Source organism: Streptomyces viridosporus T7A (assembly GCF_008704515.1).
In the GTDB taxonomy this organism is placed as follows: Bacteria; Actinomycetota; Actinomycetes; order Streptomycetales; family Streptomycetaceae; genus Streptomyces; species Streptomyces viridosporus.
This window is the reverse complement of the sequence record NZ_CP023700.1, coordinates 6,747,478-6,766,562: the sequence shown is the minus strand read 5'-3', so window position 1 is coordinate 6,766,562 and position 19,085 is coordinate 6,747,478. Positions and strand designations below refer to the sequence as shown.

Below are 19,085 nucleotides of genomic sequence, written 5' to 3'. Positions count from 1 at the left end.
TAGATGACTGAGCGTCAGAAGGACCGGCCGTGGCTCATGCGCACCTACGCCGGTCACTCCACGGCCGAGGCGTCCAACGAGCTGTACCGGCGCAACCTCGCCAAGGGCCAGACCGGTCTGTCGGTCGCGTTCGACCTGCCGACGCAGACCGGCTACGACCCGGACCACGTCCTCGCCCGCGGCGAGGTCGGCCGGGTCGGGGTGCCGGTGGCCCACCTCGGTGACATGCGCCGGCTGTTCCAGGACATCCCCCTGGAGCAGATGAACACCTCGATGACGATCAACGCCACCGCCATGTGGCTGCTGGCGCTCTACCAGGTCGTCGCCGAGGAGCAGGGCGCGGACATCACCAAGCTCCAGGGCACGACCCAGAACGACATCGTCAAGGAGTACCTGTCCCGGGGCACCCACGTGTTCCCGCCGGGGCCGTCGCTCCGCCTGACGACGGACATGATCGCGTACACGGTCACCCACATCCCGAAGTGGAACCCGATCAACATCTGCAGCTACCACCTGCAGGAGGCCGGGGCCACGCCGGTGCAGGAGATCGCGTACGCGATGTCCACCGCGATCGCCGTGCTCGACGCCGTGCGCGACGGCGGCCAGGTGCCGCAGGAGCGCATGGGCGACGTGGTCGGCCGCATCTCCTTCTTCGTGAACGCCGGAGTCCGGTTCATCGAGGAGATGTGCAAGATGCGCGCCTTCGGCCGCATCTGGGACCGGATCACGCGCGAGCGGTACGGCATCGAGAACCCCAAGCACCGCCGCTTCCGCTACGGCGTCCAGGTGAACTCCCTCGGGCTGACCGAGGCGCAGCCGGAGAACAACGTCCAGCGGATCGTCCTGGAGATGCTGGCGGTGACCCTCTCCAAGGACGCACGCGCGCGTGCCGTGCAGCTGCCGGCCTGGAACGAGGCCCTGGGCCTGCCCCGCCCCTGGGACCAGCAGTGGTCGCTGCGCATCCAGCAGGTCCTGGCGTACGAGAGCGATCTGCTGGAGTACGACGACATCTTCGAGGGATCGAAGGTGATCGAGGCGAAGGTGGAGCAACTGGTCGCGGACTCGCTCGCGGAGATCGAGCGGATCCAGGAGATGGGCGGCGCGATGGCGGCCGTCGAGTCCGGCTACCTCAAGTCGCAGCTGGTCTCCTCGCACGCCGAACGCCGGGCCCGGATCGAGTCCGGCGAGGAGAAGATCATCGGTGTCAACGCCTTCGAGGGCACCGAGCCGAACCCGCTGACCGCCGACCTGGACACCGCGATCCAGACGGTCGACCCGGCGGTGGAGGCCCGCGTCGTCGCCGCGCTGCGGAACTGGCGCGACACCCGCTACCAGCCGCCCTTCAACCACCCGCGCCCCTGCAAGGCGCTGGAGAAGCTGAAGGAGGCCGCGCGCGGCACCGACAACCTCATGGAGGCCACCCTGGAGTGCGCCCGCGCCGGCGTCACGACCGGCGAGTGGGCCGGGGCACTGCGCGAGGTGTTCGGCGAGTTCCGGGCACCGACCGGGGTCTCCTCCGCCCCGGTGGCGGTCGCCGCCGAGAAGGGCTCGGCCCTGGCCGAGGTGCGCCGCAAGGTGGACCTGACGGCCGAGGAGCTGGGCGTGGGCAAGCTGCGCTTCCTGGTCGGCAAGCCGGGCCTGGACGGGCACTCCAACGGTGCCGAGCAGATCGCCGTGCGGGCCCGCGACGCCGGGTTCGAGGTGGTCTACCAGGGCATCCGGCTCACCCCGGAGCAGATCGTGGACGCGGCCCTCGCCGAGGACGTGCACGCGGTGGGCCTGTCCATCCTCTCCGGCTCGCACGCCCAGCTGGTGCCGGACGTCCTCGAACGGCTCCGTGTGGCCGGTGCCACAGATATACCGGTGATCGCCGGTGGCATCATCCCCAGCGGTGACGCCGAACTGCTGCGGGCCGCCGGAGTGGCCGCGGTCTTCACCCCGAAGGACTTCGACATCACCGGGATCATCGGCCGCATCGTCGACGAGATCCGCAACGCGAACAAGCTCGACCCCCTGGAGGTCCCCGCATGACCACGGTCAACCGCCTTCGCCCCCGGCGCTCCTGCCTGGCGGTACCGGGCTCGAACCCGCGCTTCCTGGAGAAGGCCCAGGGCCTCCCCGCGGACCAGGTCTTCCTCGACCTGGAGGACGCCTGCGCGCCGCTCGCCAAGCCCGAGGCGCGGCACACCATCGTGAAGTTCCTCAACGAGGGCGACTGGACCGGCAAGACCCGCGTCGTGCGCGTCAACGACTGGACGACCGAGTGGACGTACCGGGACGTCGTGACGGTCGTCGAGGGCGCCGGCCAGAACCTCGACTGCATCATGCTGCCGAAGGTCCAGACGGCCCAGCAGGTCGTCGCCCTGGACCTGCTGCTGACCCAGATCGAGAAGACCATGGGCTTCGAGGTCGGCCGGATCGGCATCGAGGCGCAGATCGAGAACGCGCAGGGCCTGAACAACGTCAACGAGATCGCGCAGGCCTCCCCGCGCGTGGAGACGATCATCTTCGGCCCGGCCGACTTCATGGCGTCCATCAACATGAAGTCGCTGGTCGTGGGCGAGCAGCCGCCCGGCTACCCGGCGGACGCCTACCACTACATCCTGATGAAGATCCTGATGGCCGCCCGCGCCAACAACCTCCAGGCGATCGACGGCCCCTACCTCCAGATCCGCAACGTCGAGGGCTACCGCGAGGTCGCGCGGCGCGCCGCGGCGCTCGGCTTCGACGGCAAGTGGGTGCTGCACCCGGGTCAGGTCGAGGCGTCCAACGAGATCTTCTCGCCCTCGCAGGAGGACTACGACCACGCCGAGCTGATCCTGGACGCGTACGACTACTACACGTCCGAGGCGGGCGGCAAGAAGGGCTCCGCGATGCTCGGCGACGAGATGATCGACGAGGCCAGCCGGAAGATGGCCCTGGTCATCTCGGGCAAGGGACGCGCCGCCGGCATGCGGCGCACCAGCAAGTTCGAGATCCCGGAGGCGTGACGGCCATGCAGTTCGGACGCACCTACGAGGAGTTCGAGGTCGGGGCGGTGTACAAGCACTGGCCGGGCAAGACGGTCACCGAGTACGACGACCACCTCTTCTGCCTCCTCACCATGAACCACCACCCGCTCCACTTGGACGCGAACTACGCCGAGCAGACGACGGACTTCGGCAAGAACGTGGTGGTCGGGAACTACATCTACTCCCTGCTGCTCGGCATGTCGGTGCCGGACGTCTCCGGCAAGGCGATCGCCAACCTGGAGATCGAGTCGCTCAAGCACGTGGCGCCGACCTTCCACGGCGACACCGTCTACGGCCAGACGACCGTGCTCGACAAGTGGCCGTCGAAGTCGAAGAACGACCGCGGCATCGTCCACGTCGAGACCAGGGGCTACAAGCAGGACGGGACCCTGGTCTGCGTGTTCCGCCGCAAGGTGATGGTGCCGACCGAGACGTACATCAAGGAGCGCGGCGGCGAGCAGCCCGGCCGCCCCGAGCCCAGGGAGCAGGAGAAGTAGCCATGGCACGACTCGCCCAGACCGCCGGTCTGACCGACGTCCAGCGGGAGATCCTCTCCACCGTCCGGGACTTCGTGGACAAGGAGATCATCCCGGTCGCGACCGATCTGGAGCACCGCGACGAGTACCCGCAAGCGATCGTCGACGGCCTGAAGGAACTCGGCCTGTTCGGTCTGATGATCCCCGAGGAGTACGGGGGTCTGGGCGAGTCGCTCCTGACCTACGCGCTGTGCGTGGAGGAGATCGCCCGCGGGTGGATGTCGGTGTCCGGCATCATCAACACCCACTTCATCGTCGCGTACATGCTCAAGCAGCACGGCACGCAGGAGCAGAAGGACCACTTCCTGCCGAGGATGGCGGCCGGCGACGTCCGCGGCGCCTTCTCGATGTCGGAGCCGGGCCTGGGCTCCGACGTGTCGGCCATCACGTCGAAGGCGGTGAAGGACGGCGACGAGTACGTCCTGAGCGGCCAGAAGATGTGGCTGACCAACGGCGGCACCTCGTCGCTGGTGGCCGTACTGGTCCGCAGTGACGAGGGTCACCCCGAGGGCACGGCGCCCCACAAGTCGATGACCACCTTCCTGGTGGAGAAGGAGCCCGGGTTCGGCGAGGTCCGTCCCGGCCTCACCATCCCGGGCAAGATCGACAAGATGGGCTACAAGGGCGTCGACACCACCGAGCTCATCATGGACGGCCTGCGCGTCCCGGCCGACCGGGTGCTCGGCGGGGTCACCGGACGGGGTTTCTACCACATGATGGACGGCGTGGAGGTCGGCCGCGTCAATGTGGCGGCCCGTGGCTGCGGCGTCGCCCAGCGCGCCTTCGAGCTGGGCGTCCGGTACGCCCAGCAGCGTCACACGTTCGGCAAGCCGATCGCCCAGCACCAGGCCATCCAGTTCAAGCTCGCGGAGATGGCTACCAAGGTGGAGGCCGCGCATGCGATGATGGTGAACGCAGCGCGCAAAAAGGACTCCGGTGAACGAAACGACCTCGAAGCGGGGATGGCGAAGTACCTCGCCTCCGAGTACTGCAAGGAGGTCGTGGAGGACTCCTTCCGGATCCACGGCGGCTACGGCTTCTCCAAGGAGTACGAGATCGAGCGCCTCTACCGCGAGGCCCCGATGCTGCTGATCGGTGAAGGCACCGCCGAGATCCAGAAAATGATCATCGGCCGGCGGCTGCTCGAAGAGTATCGATTCCAGGGCTGACTTGTCCGGATACGGGGTGTTTTCTTGCAGAAGAAGATCACACCCCGTAGGTACTCTCAAGCCATCGACTCTGCTGCTCGGCTTACCCAGTTGTGGCCGAGAGCCGCTACGATCGCCGGAAAGCCGCCGTCCCCCGTCAGTGCGCGGCATCATCCGCTACGAAGGTCATCCATGCCCGACAGCCAAACCCCTGCATCTCGCGACAGCCTGGCCGGCGTGCGCCTCGCACGCGGAGCATCGCCGTGGCTTCTGCCGACCGTCGCCACCGCAGCCGTCAGCCTTCTGCGCGCCCGCCGCTCGGGTGCGGCGAAGGCCGTCGCCGTCCCCGCCACCGCCCTGGCGGCGGGGATGCTGTGGTTCTTCCGCGACCCCGAGCGCGAGATCGCCCAGGGCCGGGTCATCTCGCCCGCCGACGGCGTGGTGCAGAGCATCATGCCCTGGAAGGACGGCCGCACTCGCGTCGCGATCTTCATGAGCCCGCTCAACGTCCACGTGAACCGGGCCCCGCTGTCCGGCACCGTGACGTCGGTCGAGCACGTCCCCGGTGGCTTCGTTCCCGCCTTCAACAAGGAGAGCGAGAACAACGAGCGCGTCGTGTGGCACTTCGACACCGAGCTCGGCGACATCGAGATGATCCAGATCGCCGGCGCGGTGGCCCGCCGCATCGTCCCCTACGTGCCGCAGGGCACCAAGGTCGAGCAGGGCGAGCGCATCGGTCTGATCCGGTTCGGCTCTCGCGTCGACCTCTACCTGCCCGAGGGCGTGGAGGTCGCGGTCGAGGTCGGTCAGAAGACCGTGGCTGGGGTGACTCGCATTGACCGTGATTGATCCCGAGACACAGACCGGGTGGGTGCCGGAGGCCGACGAGCCGGACGACGAGGAGGAGATGCCGCTCTCGCTCCGCCTGTCGATAGCCGACACCCTCACCCTCGGCAACGCCACCTGCGGCTTCATGGCGGTGTACTTCACCACCACCGGCATCCTGATCCCGCACCTCACGGGCAGCCAGGAGACCGGCATGGCCCGCCACAGCGCGGCCACCGCCGTCATCCTGATGCTGTGCGCGGCGGTCTTCGACCTGTTCGACGGCCTGGTGGCGCGCAAGCTGCGCTCCTCCCCCATGGGCGCCGAGCTGGACAACCTCTCGGACCTGATCAGCTTCGGCCTCGCGCCGGCGTACTTCGTCCTGGTCTACGGCATGGTCGCGGACGACGCGCACCAGCGGGTGGCCGCGGTCGGGGCGATCGTGGTGCTGCTGGCGGTGGTGCTGAGGCTGGCGAGATTCTCCTGCGTCACGGTGAAGGACGGCACCTTCCAGGGCATGCCGTCGCCGTTCGGCGCGCTGACCGTCGTCTCGATCGTGCTGCTGGAGCTGCCGTTCGTGGCGACGCTGCTGGCGGTCCTGGGCACGGCCTGGCTGATGGTGAGCCGGGTGGAGTACCCCAAGCCGCGGGGACGCCTCGCGGTGGCGATGCTCGCCTGGATCGTGCTGAGCATGGGGATGCTGGCGGCCTGGGCGTTCGACGCCCCGAGCGGTCAGCTGCTGCTGCAGACCGGTTGCGCGCTGCAGCTGGTGCTGGGCGCGGTGATCCCGCTGTTCGCGACGGCGCGGCGGGTGAACAACTTCCGCGACAACCGGCGGGAGGCGCGGGCGGCGCAGCTGCCGTAGCGCTCCGCACGGCAAAGGGCCCCGGACCCGGGCTTGGGTTCGGGGCCCTTCGCCGTGCCGGGGGGGCCGAGGGGGCCGACGCCCCGGGCACGGCGGACCGGCGGGCGTCAGTCCAGGAAGTCCCGCGCGATGCGCTCCGCCGTGCGCTCCAGGATCGGCCCCGCCTCGGCGACGCACTTCGCCACGTCCGGCTCCAGATCGGTCAGCGCGTACGCGCGCCGGATCCCCGCCCGGTCCAGCGTCTCCGGGGAGAGCGCGAGCCGCCCGCACACCGCGACGACCTCCTTGCCGGCCGCCCGGGCGGCGGCGGCGACGCCCGCCGGCGCCTTGCCGTGCAGGGTCTGCCGGTCCAGGGACCCCTCGCCGGTGACGACGAGATCGGCCCGCTCGAGCGCGGGCGCGAAGCCGAGCACGTCCAGCATGACCTCGATCCCGGGCCGGAAGGCGGCCCCGAGCAGCAGCGCGCCGTAGCCGATGCCGCCCGCCGCGCCCGCTCCCGGCGAGGCGGCGTACGCGGTGGCCCGCGGGCCGACGGACCCCTCCAGCACCTTCGCGAAGTGCGCGAGGGCCGCGTCCAGCCGCTCCACCTCCTCGGGGGAGGCGCCCTTCTGCGGGCCGTAGACCGCCGGGGCGCCCTGGAGGCCGGTCAGCGGGTTGTCGACGTCGCTGGCGAGGATCAGCTCGACCTCGCCGAGGCGCGGGTCGAGACCGGACAGGTCGGCCGAGGCCAGCTCGGCGAGCCCGCCGCCGCCCGGCGCCACCGGCTCGCCGTCGGCCTTCAGGAACCGGGCGCCCAGCGCCGCCAGCATGCCCGCGCCGCCGTCGGTGGTGGCGCTGCCGCCGACACCGAAGACGAGGGTGCGCGCCCCCGCGTCCAGCGCGGCCCGCAGCAGTTCGCCGGAGCCGTACGTGGACGCCGTGAGCGGCGCGAAGACGCCGGCCGGCAGCCGCTGCAGCCCGCTGGCCTCCGCCATCTCCACGACGGCGGTGTCACCGCGCAGCGCGTACGCCGCCGTCACCTCGTCGCCCAGCGGGCCCGCGACCCGTACCTCCCGCCGGGCGAACCCGGCCGCGACCGCCGCGGCCACGGTGCCGTCGCCGCCGTCGGCCACGGGCAGCGCCTCGACCGCCAGGCCCGGCACGACCCGGCGCAGACCGGCCGTCACCCGCTCGGCGACCTCCACGGCCGTCAGCGACCCCTTGAACTTGTCCGCGGCGACGAGCACCCGCCGTGCCGACCGCGTGGTACGAGTGCCGCTCCCTGCAGCGTCCGCCACTTGCCTTCCCCTCGTTCTCCGGGCCTCGCGCACATGTCAAGGCCAGTCGCGCCGCTGCGACCCTAACCGGCGGGCGCCGTCACCGCCATGCCCCGCCCGGCCCGTGGAACGGCCGCGACCGCGGTGCGGGGACGCGCGGTGGCGCCGGGATTCGGGTAGACCGTTCCCATGACCGCTGTGGGCACGGAGTCAGGGCTGGCCGACCGCATCCTCGGGGGCTGGCTGGGCCGGATCGCGGGCAACATGCTCGGCAAGCCGGTGGAGCAGGGCGAGGTGTGGACCCGCGAGCGCATCGACCGCTACCTGCGGCGGGCGAACGCCCTCCCCCTCACCGACTACCTCCCCGAGCCGCCGAGCGAGAGCGAGGGTCTCGCGCTGCGCCCGGAGTGGCGTGCCTGTGTGCGGGGCCGCGTCCGCGGCAGCTGCCGCGACGACGACATCGACTACGCGATCCTCGGCCTGCACCTGCTGGAGACCCACGGCTTCGGCTTCAGCACCGAGCAGGTGGGCGACCTGTGGCTGCTGCGGCTGCCGTACCTGCAGACCTTCACGGCGGAGCGGGCGGCGTACCGGAACCTCGCGAACGGCCTCAGGCCGCCGCTCACGGCCACGTACGACAACCCCTACCAGGAGTGGATCGGCGCCCTGATCCGGGCCGACATCCACGGCTGGACCTCCCCGGGCGTCCCGCGCCGCGCCGCCTCGCTGGCCCGCAGGGACGCGGTGCTGTCGCACACGGGGAACGGCGTGTACGGCGCGATGTGGGCGGCGGCGCTGGTCTCGGCGGCGTTCACGGCGCCCACGGTGCGCCACGCGGTGGACGAGGCGCTGACGGTGATCCCGGCGAGCAGCCGCCTCGCCCGCACCGTGCGCCGGGCGGTCTCCCTGCACGAGGCCGGTCTGTCCTGGGAGGAGACGCTCACGACCCTCGCGCAGGAGACGGCGGGCCTCGGCTGGATCCACACGGTCCCGAACGCCGCCGTCCTGACCGCCGGGCTGCTGTACGGCGGCGGCGACTTCACCCGCACCATCGCCCTGACCGTGCGCGGCGGCCTGGACACCGACTCCAACGGGGCGACGGCGGGCTCGGTGGCGGGCGTCCTGTGCGGTGCCGCGGCCGTCCCGGAGCAGTGGAAGGCCCCCTTGGAGGACACCGTGCGCAGCGCGGTCTTCGGCTTCGACGGGGTACGGATCAGCGAGCTGGCGGAACGCACCCTGCGGCTGGCGCGGGCGGACGTCTGAAAGCCGTGCCCCCGGCGTGTGCGCCGTCCGGTGTCGGCCACGGGACCGGCGCGTGCTGCCGTGCGCCCCGCGGGGCCGGCGGCCGGCCCCGCGGGGGTGTCCGACCCCGCGGTTACCCTTCCCGCATGACCACCACGCAGGACTCCCAGGACTTCGCCGCCTACCTCGCCTCCCTCCCCCGGATCTTCGCGGGGGCCGCCGCGCTCTTCCGGGACGGAGAGGGACGGGTGCTGCTCGTCGAGCCGAACTACCGGGAGGGGTGGGCACTGCCCGGCGGCACGATCGAGTCGGACGAGGGGGAGAGCCCGCGCGAGGGCGCGCGGCGCGAGACGGCCGAGGAGATCGGGCTGGACCGGGAGCCGGGCCGGCTGCTGGCGGTGGACTGGGTGCGCTGGCCGGGGCAGCCGCCGCTGGTGGCGTACCTGTACGACGGCGGGGTGCTCGGCGAGGACGAGCTCGGGGCGATCCGGCTGCAGGAGTCGGAGCTGCTGTCCTGGCGGCTGGTGCCGCGCGAGGAACTGACCGCGTACCTCCCGGGCTCCCTGGGCCGCCGGGTGCTGGCGGCGCTGGACGTCCTCGCCGAGGGCTCGGGCACCGCGGAGCTGGAGGACGGGTACCGGGTGCACTGACCCGTCCCCGGCCGTCCGGCCACCGGTGGTATCCGCTCGCCCCGCCGGCGCCCGGCCGCCTACCCTCGCCGCATGAGCAAGCCCCTCGTCGCCCTCCTCTCCGGTGCCGGCGTCAGCACCGACTCCGGCATCCCCGACTACCGCGGCCCGAACGGACTGTGGCGCCGCGACCCCGAGGCCGAGAAGCTCGTGACGTACGCGTACTACATGAGCGACCCGGAGATCCGCCGCCGCTCCTGGCTGATGCGGCGCGGCAACCGCGCGCTCACGGCCGAGCCGAACGCCGCGCACCGTGCCGTGGCCGAGCTGGAGCGGTCCGGGGTGCCGGTGCGGGTGATCACCCAGAACGTGGACGGGCTGCACCAGCTCGCCGGGATGCCGGCCCGCAAGGTGCTCGAGCTGCACGGCACGGTGCGGAGCGTGGTGTGCACGCGGTGCCACGCCCGCAGCCCGATGGAGGACGCCCTCGCCCGCGTCGAGGCCGGCGAGGAGGACCCGCCGTGCCGGGACTGCGGCGGCATCCTGAAGTCGGCGACGGTGATGTTCGGCGAGCGGCTGGACCCCGTGGTGCTCGGCGAGGCGCTGGCGATCAGCAAGGCCTGCACCGTCTTCGTCGCCGTCGGCACCAGCCTCCAGGTCCACCCCGCCGCCGGCCTCGCGGGCGTCGCCGCCGACCACGGCGCCCGGCTGATCATCGTCAACGCCGAGCCGACGCCGTACGACGACCGCGCCGACGAGGTCGTCCGCGAGCCGATCGGCACGGCCCTGCCCGCGCTGCTGCGCCGGCTGGCCGCCGGGAGTACGTCCTGACCCGGCCCGCCCGCACCCGACGGCGCCCGGGCCCACGGGCGGGGTGCCATGAACCGTCCGGGCACGGCGGGGAACGGCTCCGGCGCCCCGGGCGCGGGCTCAGAACAGGGCCGCTCCCCGTTCGAAGTCCAGCAGGCGCTGCTTGCGGTCCAGGCCGCCGCCGTAGCCGGTGAGGCCGCCGCTCGCGCCGATGACGCGGTGACAGGGGACGATGATGCTGATCGGGTTGCGGCCGTTGGCGAGGCCGACGGCGCGGGAGGCCCGGGGGTTGCCGAGGTCGTCGGCGAGCCGGCCGTAGGAGCGGGTCTCGCCGTAGGGGATGCGGGTCAGCAGGTCCCAGACGCGGCGCTGGAACGGGGTGCCGTGCAGGCGCAGTTCGAGGGTGAACTCCTTCAGCTCGCCCGCGAAGTAGGCCGCCAGCTGTTCCCGTGCCTCGGCGAAGGGGGTGGCGTCCCGGTCGCCGAAGGTCTCCTCCGGGGGACGGTGGCGATGGTCGGTCATGTAGAGGCCGCACAGGACGCCGTCGTCGGCGACGAGCGTCAGCGGGCCGTAGGGGCTGTCGATCACGGTGTGCTGTTTCATCGGCTGGGACTCTCCGTTTGCCTGCGGGTTTCCTCATGCTGGCAGGAAGTTGATCGGGTGGCTGTCCGTCGCCCACAGGTACTGGACCGCGTAGGCCCGCCAGGGCCGCCAGGCCGCGGCGCGGGCGGTGAGCGCGGCCGGGGTGGACGGCAGGCCCAGTTCCCGGGCGGCGCGGCGGATGCCGAGGTCGGTGGGGAGGAAGGCGTCGGGGTCGCCCAGGGCGCGCATGGCGATGACGTCGGCCGTCCAGGGGCCGAAGCCGGGCAGGGCGAGGAGCCGCGCGCGGGCCTGCGCCCAGTCGCTCTCCGCCCCCAGGGGGAGCTCCCCCTCGGCCAGGTGGCGGACCAGGGTGGTGAGGGTCGTGCGGCGGGTGCGGGGCAGGGCCAGGGTCCCGGGGTCCAGGGCGGCCAGTGCCTCGGGGGACGGGAAGAGGTGGGTGAGACCGCCCTCGGGGTCGTCGACCGGTTCGCCGTGCGCGGTGACCAGGCGGGCGGCGTGGGTGCGGGCGGCGGCCGTGGAGACCTGCTGGCCCAGGACGGCCCGTACGGCGAACTCCGCCTCGTCGACCGTGCGCGGGACGCGGCGGCCGGGTGCCTTGTCGACCAGGGGCGCGAGCACCGGGTCGGTGCGCAGCCGGTCGTCGACCGCGACCGGGTCGGCGTCCAGGTCGAGCAGGCGCCGGCAGCGGCTGATGGCGACGGGGAGGTCCCGCAGGTCGCCGAGGGTGAGGCGGCAGGCGATGTGGTCGGGCTGCGGGGCGAGGGCGACGATGCCGTGGCCGTACGGCAGCCGCAGCGTGCGCCGGTAGGCGCCGACGGGGGTACCGCCCGCGCCCTCCAGGCAGTGGGGGAGCCACTCCTCCACCCCGGGCACGGCGGTCGCGGCGAGGTGGCCGAAGAGGTTGTCGGGGTTGAGCGGGGCGCGGAACGGCAGCCGCAGCGACAGCGCGCCGGGGGTGGGGCGGTCGGCGTTCCTCGGCGCCCGGGCGCGCAGTTCGCTCGGGGAGAGGGCGAAGACCTCGCGCACCGTGTCGTTGAAGGTGCGGATGGAGGAGAAGCCGGCCGCGAAGGCGACCTGCGCCATGGGGAGCGCCGTCGTCTCGATGAGCAGGCGTGCGGTCTGGGCGCGCTGGGCGCGGGCGAGTGCGAGGGGGCCCGCGCCCAGTTCGGCGAGCAGCTGGCGTTCGATCTGCCGGGTGCTGTAGCCGAGCCGGGCGGCGAGGCCGGGTACGCCCTCGCGGTCCACCACCCCGTCGGCGATCAGCCGCATGGCACGGGCCACCAGGTCGGCGCGCCGGTTCCACTCCGGCGATCCGGGGCTGGTGTCGGGGCGGCAGCGCTTGCAGGCCCGGAACCCGGCCTGCTGGCAGGCCGCCGCGCTCGGGTGGAAGACCATGTTCTCCGGCTTCGGCGGCACCACCGGACAGCTGGGCCGGCAGTAGATGCCGGTGGTCAGGACCGCGGTGAAGAACCAGCCGTCGAACCGCGCGTCCTTGGACTGCACGGCGCGCACGCAGCGCTCCGTGTCGGTGTGCATCCCCTTCTGCATGCCTCAAGGATCGGGCACGGGCCGCGCCCGGTCCGGCGAGAATCCGACATCGACCTCACCTGTGCTGCGGCTGCCCGGATCGCCATGCCGACTCGCGCAGCAGCCGCAGTCCGTTCAGGCCGACCAGCACGGTCGAGCCCTCGTGGCCGGCGACACCGAGCGGGAGCGGGAGGTGGCCGAGGAGGTCCCACAGGACGAGGCCGGTGATGGCCGTGCCCGCGATGACGAGGTTCTGCAGCACCAGCCGGCGGGCGGTGCGGGACAGCCGTACGACCGCGGGCACGGCCGCGAGCTCGTCGCGCACGACGACCGCGTCCGCCGTCTCCAGGGCCAGGTCGGAGCCCGCGCGGCCCATGGCGATGCCGGCGTGGGCGGCGGCGAGGGCGGGCGCGTCGTTGACGCCGTCGCCGACGAACAGCACCTTGCGGCCGGCTGCCTGGAGGTCGCGTACGGCGTTCACCTTGTCCTCGGGCAGGAGGCCGGAGCGGATGTCCGTGAGACCGGTCGCGGTGGCCACGCGGGCGGCGGTGTGCGCGTTGTCGCCGGTGAGGAGGACGGGCGCGGTGCCGGTGAGGGAGGCCAGGGCGGAGGCGGCCGCGGGGGCGTCGTGGCGGAGGCGGTCGGTCAGGGTGAGGGTGCCCACGGGGGTGCCGTCACGGGTGACGCGGACGACGGTCCCGCCGTCGGCCGCCTCCGCCGCCTCCGCGCGCCCGACGGTCACCACGGCGCCCTCCACCGCGGCGGTGACGCCGCGGCCGGGCGCGGCGGTGAAGTCCGTGACCGGGGCGAGGGGCAGGCCGCGGGCGTGGGCCGCGGCCACCACGGCCCGGGCCAGCGGGTGCTCGCTGGGGTGCTCGGCCGCGGCGGCCAGGGCGAGCAGGGCGTCCTCGTCGAGGCCGGAGCCGGGCAGCGGGCGCACGGCCGTCACCTCGGGGGCGCCCTCGGTGAGGGTGCCGGTCTTGTCGAGGGCCGCCGCGTCGATCTCCCCGAGGCGCTCCATCGCGACGGCCGACTTGACCAGGACGCCGTGGCGGCCGGCGTTGGCGATGGCGGACAGCAGGGGCGGCATGGTGGCGAGGACGACCGCGCACGGCGAGGCGACGATCATGAAGGTCATCGCCCGCAGCAGGGCGTCCGTGAGGTCCTCGCCGAAGGCGAGGGGGACGCCGAACACGGCGAGGGTGGCCGCGACCACGCCGACCGCGTACCGCTGCTCGATCCTCTCGATGAAGAGCTGGGTCGGCGCCTTGGTGCGGGAGGCCTCCTCGACCAGGGTCACGATGCGGGCGATCACCGAGTCGCCCGGGTCGCGCTCGACCCGGACGCGCAGGGCACCGGTGCCGTTGAGGGTGCCGGCGAAGACCTCGTCGCCGGGGCGCTTGACGACCGGCAGCGACTCACCGGTGATGGTGGCCTGGTCGGCCTCGCTGACGCCGTCCAGGACGGTGCCGTCGCCGCCGATGCGCTCGCCCGGGCGGACCAGCAGGACGTCACCGACGGCGAGTTCGGCGACGGGCACGGTCTCCTCGCCGCCGCCGGTCAGCCGGGTCGCCGTGGTGGGCGCGAGGTCGAGCAGGCCGCGCACGGAGTCGGCGGTGCGGGCGGTGGCCAGGGCCTCCAGCGCGCCCGAGGTCGCGAAGATGACGATGAGCAGGGCGCCGTCGAGCACCTGCCCGATCGCGGCGGCGCCCAGCGCGGCGACGACCATCAGCAGGTCGACGTCGAGGGTCTTCTCGCGCAGCGCGCGCAGTCCCTCGAGGGCCGGTTCCCAGCCGCCGGCCGCATAGGCGACGGCGTACGGGATCGCGCCGGCCCAGAGCGGCGCACCGCCGAGGTCCGCGGCGAGTCCGACCAGGAAGGCCACGAGTGCGACGAGCGCCCACCGCGCTTCGGGCAGGGCGAGGAGACGGGTGCGGCGGCGCGCCGTGGGAACACCGGCGGACGCCGTGGACGAGGGAGTGAGAGTCACGGACACCCGGTCACCCTACAGGAACACATGAAGACTCATTCATTCGTTCATATGTGATGAGTAGGATGTCCCCATGGGTCATGGAGCCGTCATTCCCGCGCAGGACGACGCCGAGCGCGTGCGCCTGGACGCGGACAACGTCGCCAAGGTCGCCACCACCCTCCAGGCCCTGTCCACGCCCTCACGCCTGCTGATCCTCGCCCGGCTGCGTGAAGGCCCGCTGCCGGCCACGGAGTTGGCGGCGGAGGTGGGCATGGAGCAGTCGGCCTGCTCGCACCAGCTGCGCCTGCTGCGCAATCTGGGCCTGGTGGTGGGCGAACGCCGGGGCCGCTCCGTCGTGTACGCGCTCCACGACCACCACGTCGCCGAACTGCTCGACCAGGCCGTCTACCACGTGGAGCACCTGCGGCTGGGGATCAGCGACGCCGCCGGGTGAGGACCCGGCGGCGCCGTCGGCGGACCGCTTCGCTCACTCCTTCGCCGTGGGCCGCCGGGAGAGTTCCGTCGCCGTGCGGACGTCGCTCAGCGGACGCAGCCGGTACGTGTACGCGTACGCGCGGTCGGCGAACAGCTTGAACTCGTCGTGGGTGTGGGCGCCCCAGCTGTTGTCGCCGCCCACGCCCATCTGCCGGTGGTTCACCCGCAGCACGACCTCGTCCCGCGGGGTGAGCTGGTAGTCGTGGCGGGCCCCGCAGGACAGGTCCTCGGGGGTGAAGCGGGAGGCGTTGACCTCCAGCAGGGGTTCGCCGGAGACGAGCAGGCCGCGCCCGCCGCCGTCGGTGAGGGCCGCCCAGCGCACGTCGGTCCTGTTGCCGTTCTCCTGCGGGCGCAGGTAGCCGCTCCACTGGCCGGAGACGGTGCCGGAGTACAGGCCGACGTCGGTGCCGCTGTTGCGGTCCCAGTGGTTCTCCTCGGGACCCCGGCCGTAGTAGTGCAGCCGGTCCAGGCGGCGCGGCAGGAACAGCAGCGCGCCGACCTCCGGGATGTACGGCAGGTTCGCGGCGCCCGGGCGCAGGGTGTGGTCGACCCTGATCTCGCCGTTGCCGAACACCGTGTACGTGGTGGTGTACGCCGACTCCACCGTGGTGGGCAGCGTGCCGCTGACCTCGATCTCGACGGCCCGGTCGCCCAGGGGCCGCACGGTGACGCCCGTCACCTCGCGCCGGGCGCCGGCGTCGCGCCAGGTCTGGTTGCGGGTGTGGTGGCCGTTGCCCCGGTCGTTGTCGGTGGGCGCCCGCCAGAAGTTCGGCACCGGGCCGGAGGTGATCAGGCGCAGGCCGGCCGCCTCGTAGGAGGTGAGGATGCCGGCGGCCCGGTCGATGGTGACGGAGAAGCCCTCGCCCCTCACGGTCACGGCCTTCTCGCCGTCGTCGTGGCGCAGGGCCGGGACGTCCCCCAGGGGGACGGGGGTCACCGGCGGGCTGCCCGCGTCGACGGGGAGCTGCTGCGCGGCCACCTCGAAGCCGGCGTCGGCCCACCGCGTGCGCTCGCGGGTGGTGAAGGAGAGACGCAGGAAGTACTCGGTGCCGGGCGCCGGGTTCCGCGGCGGTTCCACGGGGACGGTGAGGTTCTTGGTGGACGAGGGGGGCACGTCCATCTGGTCGCGGGTCAGTTTCCCGCGCCGGACCGCCTTTCCGTCGGCGATCAGGGACCAGTGGCCGTCGAACTCACGGAGGTTGGTGAACAGGTACTCGTTGGTGAGGGTGAGGCGTCCCGAGGTGAGCGGGCCGCCGGACGGCGGCGCGGCGTGGACGGCCTGGTGGATCCGCTTGACCTCCGCGGCCTTGCCGGTGTGGCCGCGGTCGGCGGTGACGATGCCGTCCCCGGAGAAGGCGCCGTCGTTGGGGTTGTCGCCCCAGTCGCCGCCGTAGGCGAGGAACGTCCGCTCCCCGGGCCGCTCCTCGGTGACGTCCACGTCGGCCGCGTCGAACCAGAACCGCACTCCGTCGTCGCCCGGACCGCGGTCCGCCGCGGCCAGTTCGTCGGCGCCGAGCGCACGCGCGTACACCCGCGCCCGCCGGACGGTGCCGCTGAACTCCCGCGTCGGGTTGTCGACGTCGGTGGCGAGCGCCAGGGGCGCGGTGGTGGCGTCGGGGCGGCGCGTGGTGGTCCGGGTGGCCCGCACCGCGCCGTCCACGTGGAGGGTGAGGGTGCCCGTGTCGGCGTCGAAGACACCGGCGACGTGGTGCTCGCGCCCGGTCCAGTCGCCCGGCAGCTCCCAGGCGGCCGAGATCCACTGGCCGCCGCCGTGGATGAAGAACTCCAGTCTCCCGTCGGTCTGTTTGAGGGCGTACTGGGTGTCCCCCTTGGCGATGACCGGCTGGTGATACCCAGTCGCCTCCGGGGTGATCCACGCCTCCAGGGTCAGCGACCCGGTGAGGTCCAGGCGCGGGTCGCGGGCGAAGACGGTGCCGCCCGACACGCCCCGGTCGCGGGTGAAGGTGCCGCTGGGGTTGACGGTCTCGCCGCGCAGGGCGGCGGGGCCGGACTCGGTGAACAGCGTGCGGGCGGGCGTGGGCCACCGCAGGGCCTGGTCGGCGAAGTCCCAGATCCAGCCGCCCTGGAGCACGTCGTGGCGGCGTACGACGTCCCAGTACTTCTTGAAGTTGCCGCATGAGTTCCCCATCCCGTGGGAGTACTCGATCATCACGTACGGGCGGGTGTCGGCGGTGTCCTTCGCCCTCGCCTCGACGCGGGAGGGGCTCTCGTACATCCTCGAGCGGATGTCGCTGATCCCGGGGCGGTCGTCACCCTCGTACTGGATGACGCGGGTGGGGTCGCAGGAGCGGATCCAGTCGTGCATGGCGGTGAAGGTGCTGCCGCCGCCGGCCTCGTTGCCCAGCGACCAGATCACCACCGAGGGGTGGTTCTTGTCGCGGTGGACCATGTTCTGCGCGCGGGCCACGCACGCCTCGGTCCAGTCGGCGTGGTCGCCGGGGTACTCGTCGCGGATGCCGTGGGTCTCGAGGTTGGTCTCGTCCACGAGGTAGAGGCCGTACTCGTCGGCGAGCTCCAGCCAGAGCGGGTTGTCGGGGTAGTGCGAGGTGCGGACGGTGTTCATGTTCAGCCGCTTGATGATGCCGATGTCCTTCACCATGTCCGCGCGGGTGAGGGCCGTGCCGCGGTCCGGGTGCATCTCGTGGCGGTTGGTGCCGCGGAAGGAGACGGGTCTGCCGTTGATGCGCATCAGCCCGTCCCGGAGCGCGAACTCGCGCAGGCCGACCCGGTGGGAGAGGGTCTCGGTCACCCTGCCGGACGGGTCGCGCAGCCGGAGCACGGCGGTGTAGAGGTACGGGTGCTCCGCCGACCAGAGCCTCGGCTCGGGCACGGCCCGGGACGCCTCGACGCTCACGTCCTGCCCCGCCGGTACGGAGTCCAGGTCGGCGGTCCGTTCGAGCGGACGGGACCAGACGGCGTGGCCGCGGGCGTCGTACAGCTGGACCTCGACGGAGTACCGCCCGCCGGCGCCGCCGGAGTAGTCGCGCACGGCGGCCGTGACCTCGAGGCCGGCCGAGGTGTGGTCGTCGCCCAGCGGGGTGTCCAGCTTGAAGTCGCGCAGGTGCACGGCCGGGGTGGAGTACAGGTACACCGAGCGGAAGATGCCGCTCAGCCGGATCATGTCCTGGTCCTCCAGCCAGTCGCCGTCGGAGTAGCGGTAGACCTCCACGGCGATCAGGTTGGTGCCGGGCCTCAGCCGCTCGGTGATGTCGTACTCGGCGGGGGTGTAGGAGTCCTCGTGGTAGCCCACGAGCGTGCCGTTGATCCACACGTAGTGGGCGGACTTGACGCCCTCGAAGTGCAGGAAGACGCGCCGCCCCGTCCAGTCGCGGGGCACGGTGAAGGTGCGCCGGTACTGGCCTACGGGGTTGTGGCGGGTCGGTGCGGCCGGCGGCCGCGCGTCCTCGCCGCGTCCGTTGGGGCCCCACCAGGGGTAGGTGATGTTGACGTAGATCGGGGCGTCGTACCCGTGGAGCTGCCAGCAGGACGGGACGGGGAGGGTGTCCCAGGAGGAGTCGTCGAGGTCGGTGCGGTGGAAGTCGGGGTCGCGGTCGTCGGGGCGGTCGACGTGGGCGAACCTCCACCGGCCGTCGAGGCCGAGCCGGTACGGCGAGCGGGTGCGGTCGGCGGCCAGCGCCTGCCGCAGGTCCGCGTACGGCATGAGGGTGGTGTGCGGCGGTTCGGTGCCGACCCGGAAGACGGAGATGGCGCCGTTCCACTCCGGGGAGCCGTCCGCGGCGGCGCGCCGGGCGGTGGGCAGCGCCGCCGCCGGGGAGGCGGGGAGGGCGAGGGCGCCGAGGAGGGCGGCCCCGCCCTCCAGCAGACGGCGGCGGCTGACGACCGGCCGCTCGGGGCCGGAGAGCGGGCCGGGGCGGGTGGGCCGGTCGGGCCGGTCGGCGGGTGACACGTGCGGGTGCGGCATACCGTGGCCTTCCTCGGTTCGACAGGGCACTGCGCGTGACTGAGGGAACGTCGGAGCCCGCCCGCGACGCACCGTCGCGAAGGGGAGCTTGCCGGGGGGCGGGTCGCGACTACCGGTGACGGAGCAACTACTGAGCCAGGCACACCCTAGGACTCGAACACATCCGAAGCAATCGTCCCATCGGAATCTGTTCGGTCCTGATCGCTCGCCGTCGGCCGCGGAC

Annotated in this window: 15 protein-coding genes; 10 read left to right on the top strand and 5 right to left on the bottom strand. The window is 72.7% G+C overall.

The features are described 5' to 3' along the window. The first annotated feature begins 3 nt into the window (after window positions 1–3). From CP969_RS30970 to pssA, 6 genes are all read left to right on the top strand, one after another. Window positions 4–2,031 (top strand): protein meaA, encoded by a 2,028-nt coding sequence (locus tag CP969_RS30970; protein ID WP_004981115.1) that lies wholly within the window; start codon window positions 4–6, stop codon window positions 2,029–2,031. After that, entirely contained in the window at window positions 2,028–2,990 is a 963-nt protein-coding gene (locus CP969_RS30965; RefSeq protein WP_004981118.1) for an HpcH/HpaI aldolase/citrate lyase family protein, read from the top strand. Before CP969_RS30970 ends, CP969_RS30965 begins: the two co-directional genes overlap by 4 nt. A 5-nt stretch (window positions 2,991–2,995) precedes the next feature. Continuing rightward, window positions 2,996–3,508 carry a MaoC family dehydratase gene (locus CP969_RS30960; protein ID WP_026084736.1) on the top strand — a complete coding sequence of 171 codons (513 nt, stop codon included), beginning with the start codon at window positions 2,996–2,998 and terminating at the stop codon, window positions 3,506–3,508. 2 nt (window positions 3,509–3,510) lie between these two features. After that, window positions 3,511–4,716 carry an acyl-CoA dehydrogenase family protein gene (locus CP969_RS30955; protein WP_004981121.1) on the top strand — a complete coding sequence of 402 codons (1,206 nt, stop codon included), beginning with the start codon at window positions 3,511–3,513 and terminating at the stop codon, window positions 4,714–4,716. Window positions 4,717–4,887: 171 nt separating this feature from the next. After that, window positions 4,888–5,544, top strand: coding sequence for a phosphatidylserine decarboxylase (locus CP969_RS30950; RefSeq protein ID WP_004981122.1), 657 nt, complete (start codon window positions 4,888–4,890; stop codon window positions 5,542–5,544). Between the two features lie 22 nt (window positions 5,545–5,566). Continuing rightward, complete coding sequence (pssA, locus tag CP969_RS30945; protein ID WP_016823876.1) at window positions 5,567–6,385, top strand: CDP-diacylglycerol--serine O-phosphatidyltransferase; 819 nt, start codon at window positions 5,567–5,569, stop codon at window positions 6,383–6,385. A gap of 107 nt (window positions 6,386–6,492) precedes the next feature. Here the strand turns inward: pssA and CP969_RS30940 are convergent, their stop codons facing one another. Then, window positions 6,493–7,662, bottom strand: a complete 1,170-nt coding sequence (locus CP969_RS30940; protein ID WP_078495322.1) for a glycerate kinase — start codon at window positions 7,660–7,662, stop codon at window positions 6,493–6,495. 168 nt (window positions 7,663–7,830) lie between these two features. Between CP969_RS30940 and CP969_RS30935 the strand changes: the two genes are divergently transcribed. The 3 genes from CP969_RS30935 (at window position 7,831) to CP969_RS30925 (ending at window position 10,343) form a co-directional block, all read left to right on the top strand. After that, window positions 7,831–8,904, top strand: a complete 1,074-nt coding sequence (locus CP969_RS30935) for an ADP-ribosylglycohydrolase family protein (RefSeq protein ID WP_004981127.1) — start codon at window positions 7,831–7,833, stop codon at window positions 8,902–8,904. Window positions 8,905–9,029: 125 nt separating this feature from the next. After that, a complete protein-coding gene (locus CP969_RS30930) occupies window positions 9,030–9,533 on the top strand; it encodes an NUDIX domain-containing protein (protein ID WP_004981128.1) in 504 nt (167 codons plus the stop codon). A 72-nt stretch (window positions 9,534–9,605) separates the two neighbouring features. Next, window positions 9,606–10,343, top strand: a complete 738-nt coding sequence (locus CP969_RS30925; RefSeq protein WP_004981131.1) for an SIR2 family NAD-dependent protein deacylase — start codon at window positions 9,606–9,608, stop codon at window positions 10,341–10,343. Between the two features lie 99 nt (window positions 10,344–10,442). Here the strand turns inward: CP969_RS30925 and CP969_RS30920 are convergent, their stop codons facing one another. Genes CP969_RS30920 through CP969_RS30910 form a run of 3 tightly spaced genes read right to left on the bottom strand, consistent with a single transcriptional unit; the run spans window position 10,443 to window position 14,448 of the window. Continuing rightward, window positions 10,443–10,925: a methylated-DNA--[protein]-cysteine S-methyltransferase gene (locus CP969_RS30920; protein WP_016823879.1), complete on the bottom strand. Its 483-nt coding sequence runs from the start codon at window positions 10,923–10,925 to the stop codon at window positions 10,443–10,445. 33 nt (window positions 10,926–10,958) lie between these two features. Beyond that, the gene (locus tag CP969_RS30915) at window positions 10,959–12,473 is read right to left on the bottom strand and encodes an AlkA N-terminal domain-containing protein (RefSeq protein ID WP_016823880.1); all 1,515 of its coding nucleotides are present in this window, start codon (window positions 12,471–12,473) and stop codon (window positions 10,959–10,961) included. 55 nt (window positions 12,474–12,528) lie between these two features. Next, a complete protein-coding gene (locus CP969_RS30910; protein WP_016823881.1) occupies window positions 12,529–14,448 on the bottom strand; it encodes a heavy metal translocating P-type ATPase in 1,920 nt (639 codons plus the stop codon). Window positions 14,449–14,515: 67 nt separating this feature from the next. Here CP969_RS30910 and CP969_RS30905 point away from each other — a divergent pair, with 67 nt between their 5' ends. Then, window positions 14,516–14,878 (top strand): ArsR/SmtB family transcription factor, encoded by a 363-nt coding sequence (locus tag CP969_RS30905; protein ID WP_004981142.1) that lies wholly within the window; start codon window positions 14,516–14,518, stop codon window positions 14,876–14,878. Between the two features lie 33 nt (window positions 14,879–14,911). Here CP969_RS30905 and CP969_RS30900 read toward each other — a convergent pair whose 3' ends face one another. Continuing rightward, a complete protein-coding gene (locus CP969_RS30900) occupies window positions 14,912–18,862 on the bottom strand; it encodes a glycoside hydrolase family 2 TIM barrel-domain containing protein (RefSeq protein ID WP_016823882.1) in 3,951 nt (1,316 codons plus the stop codon). Window positions 18,863–19,085: the final 223 nt, after the last annotated feature.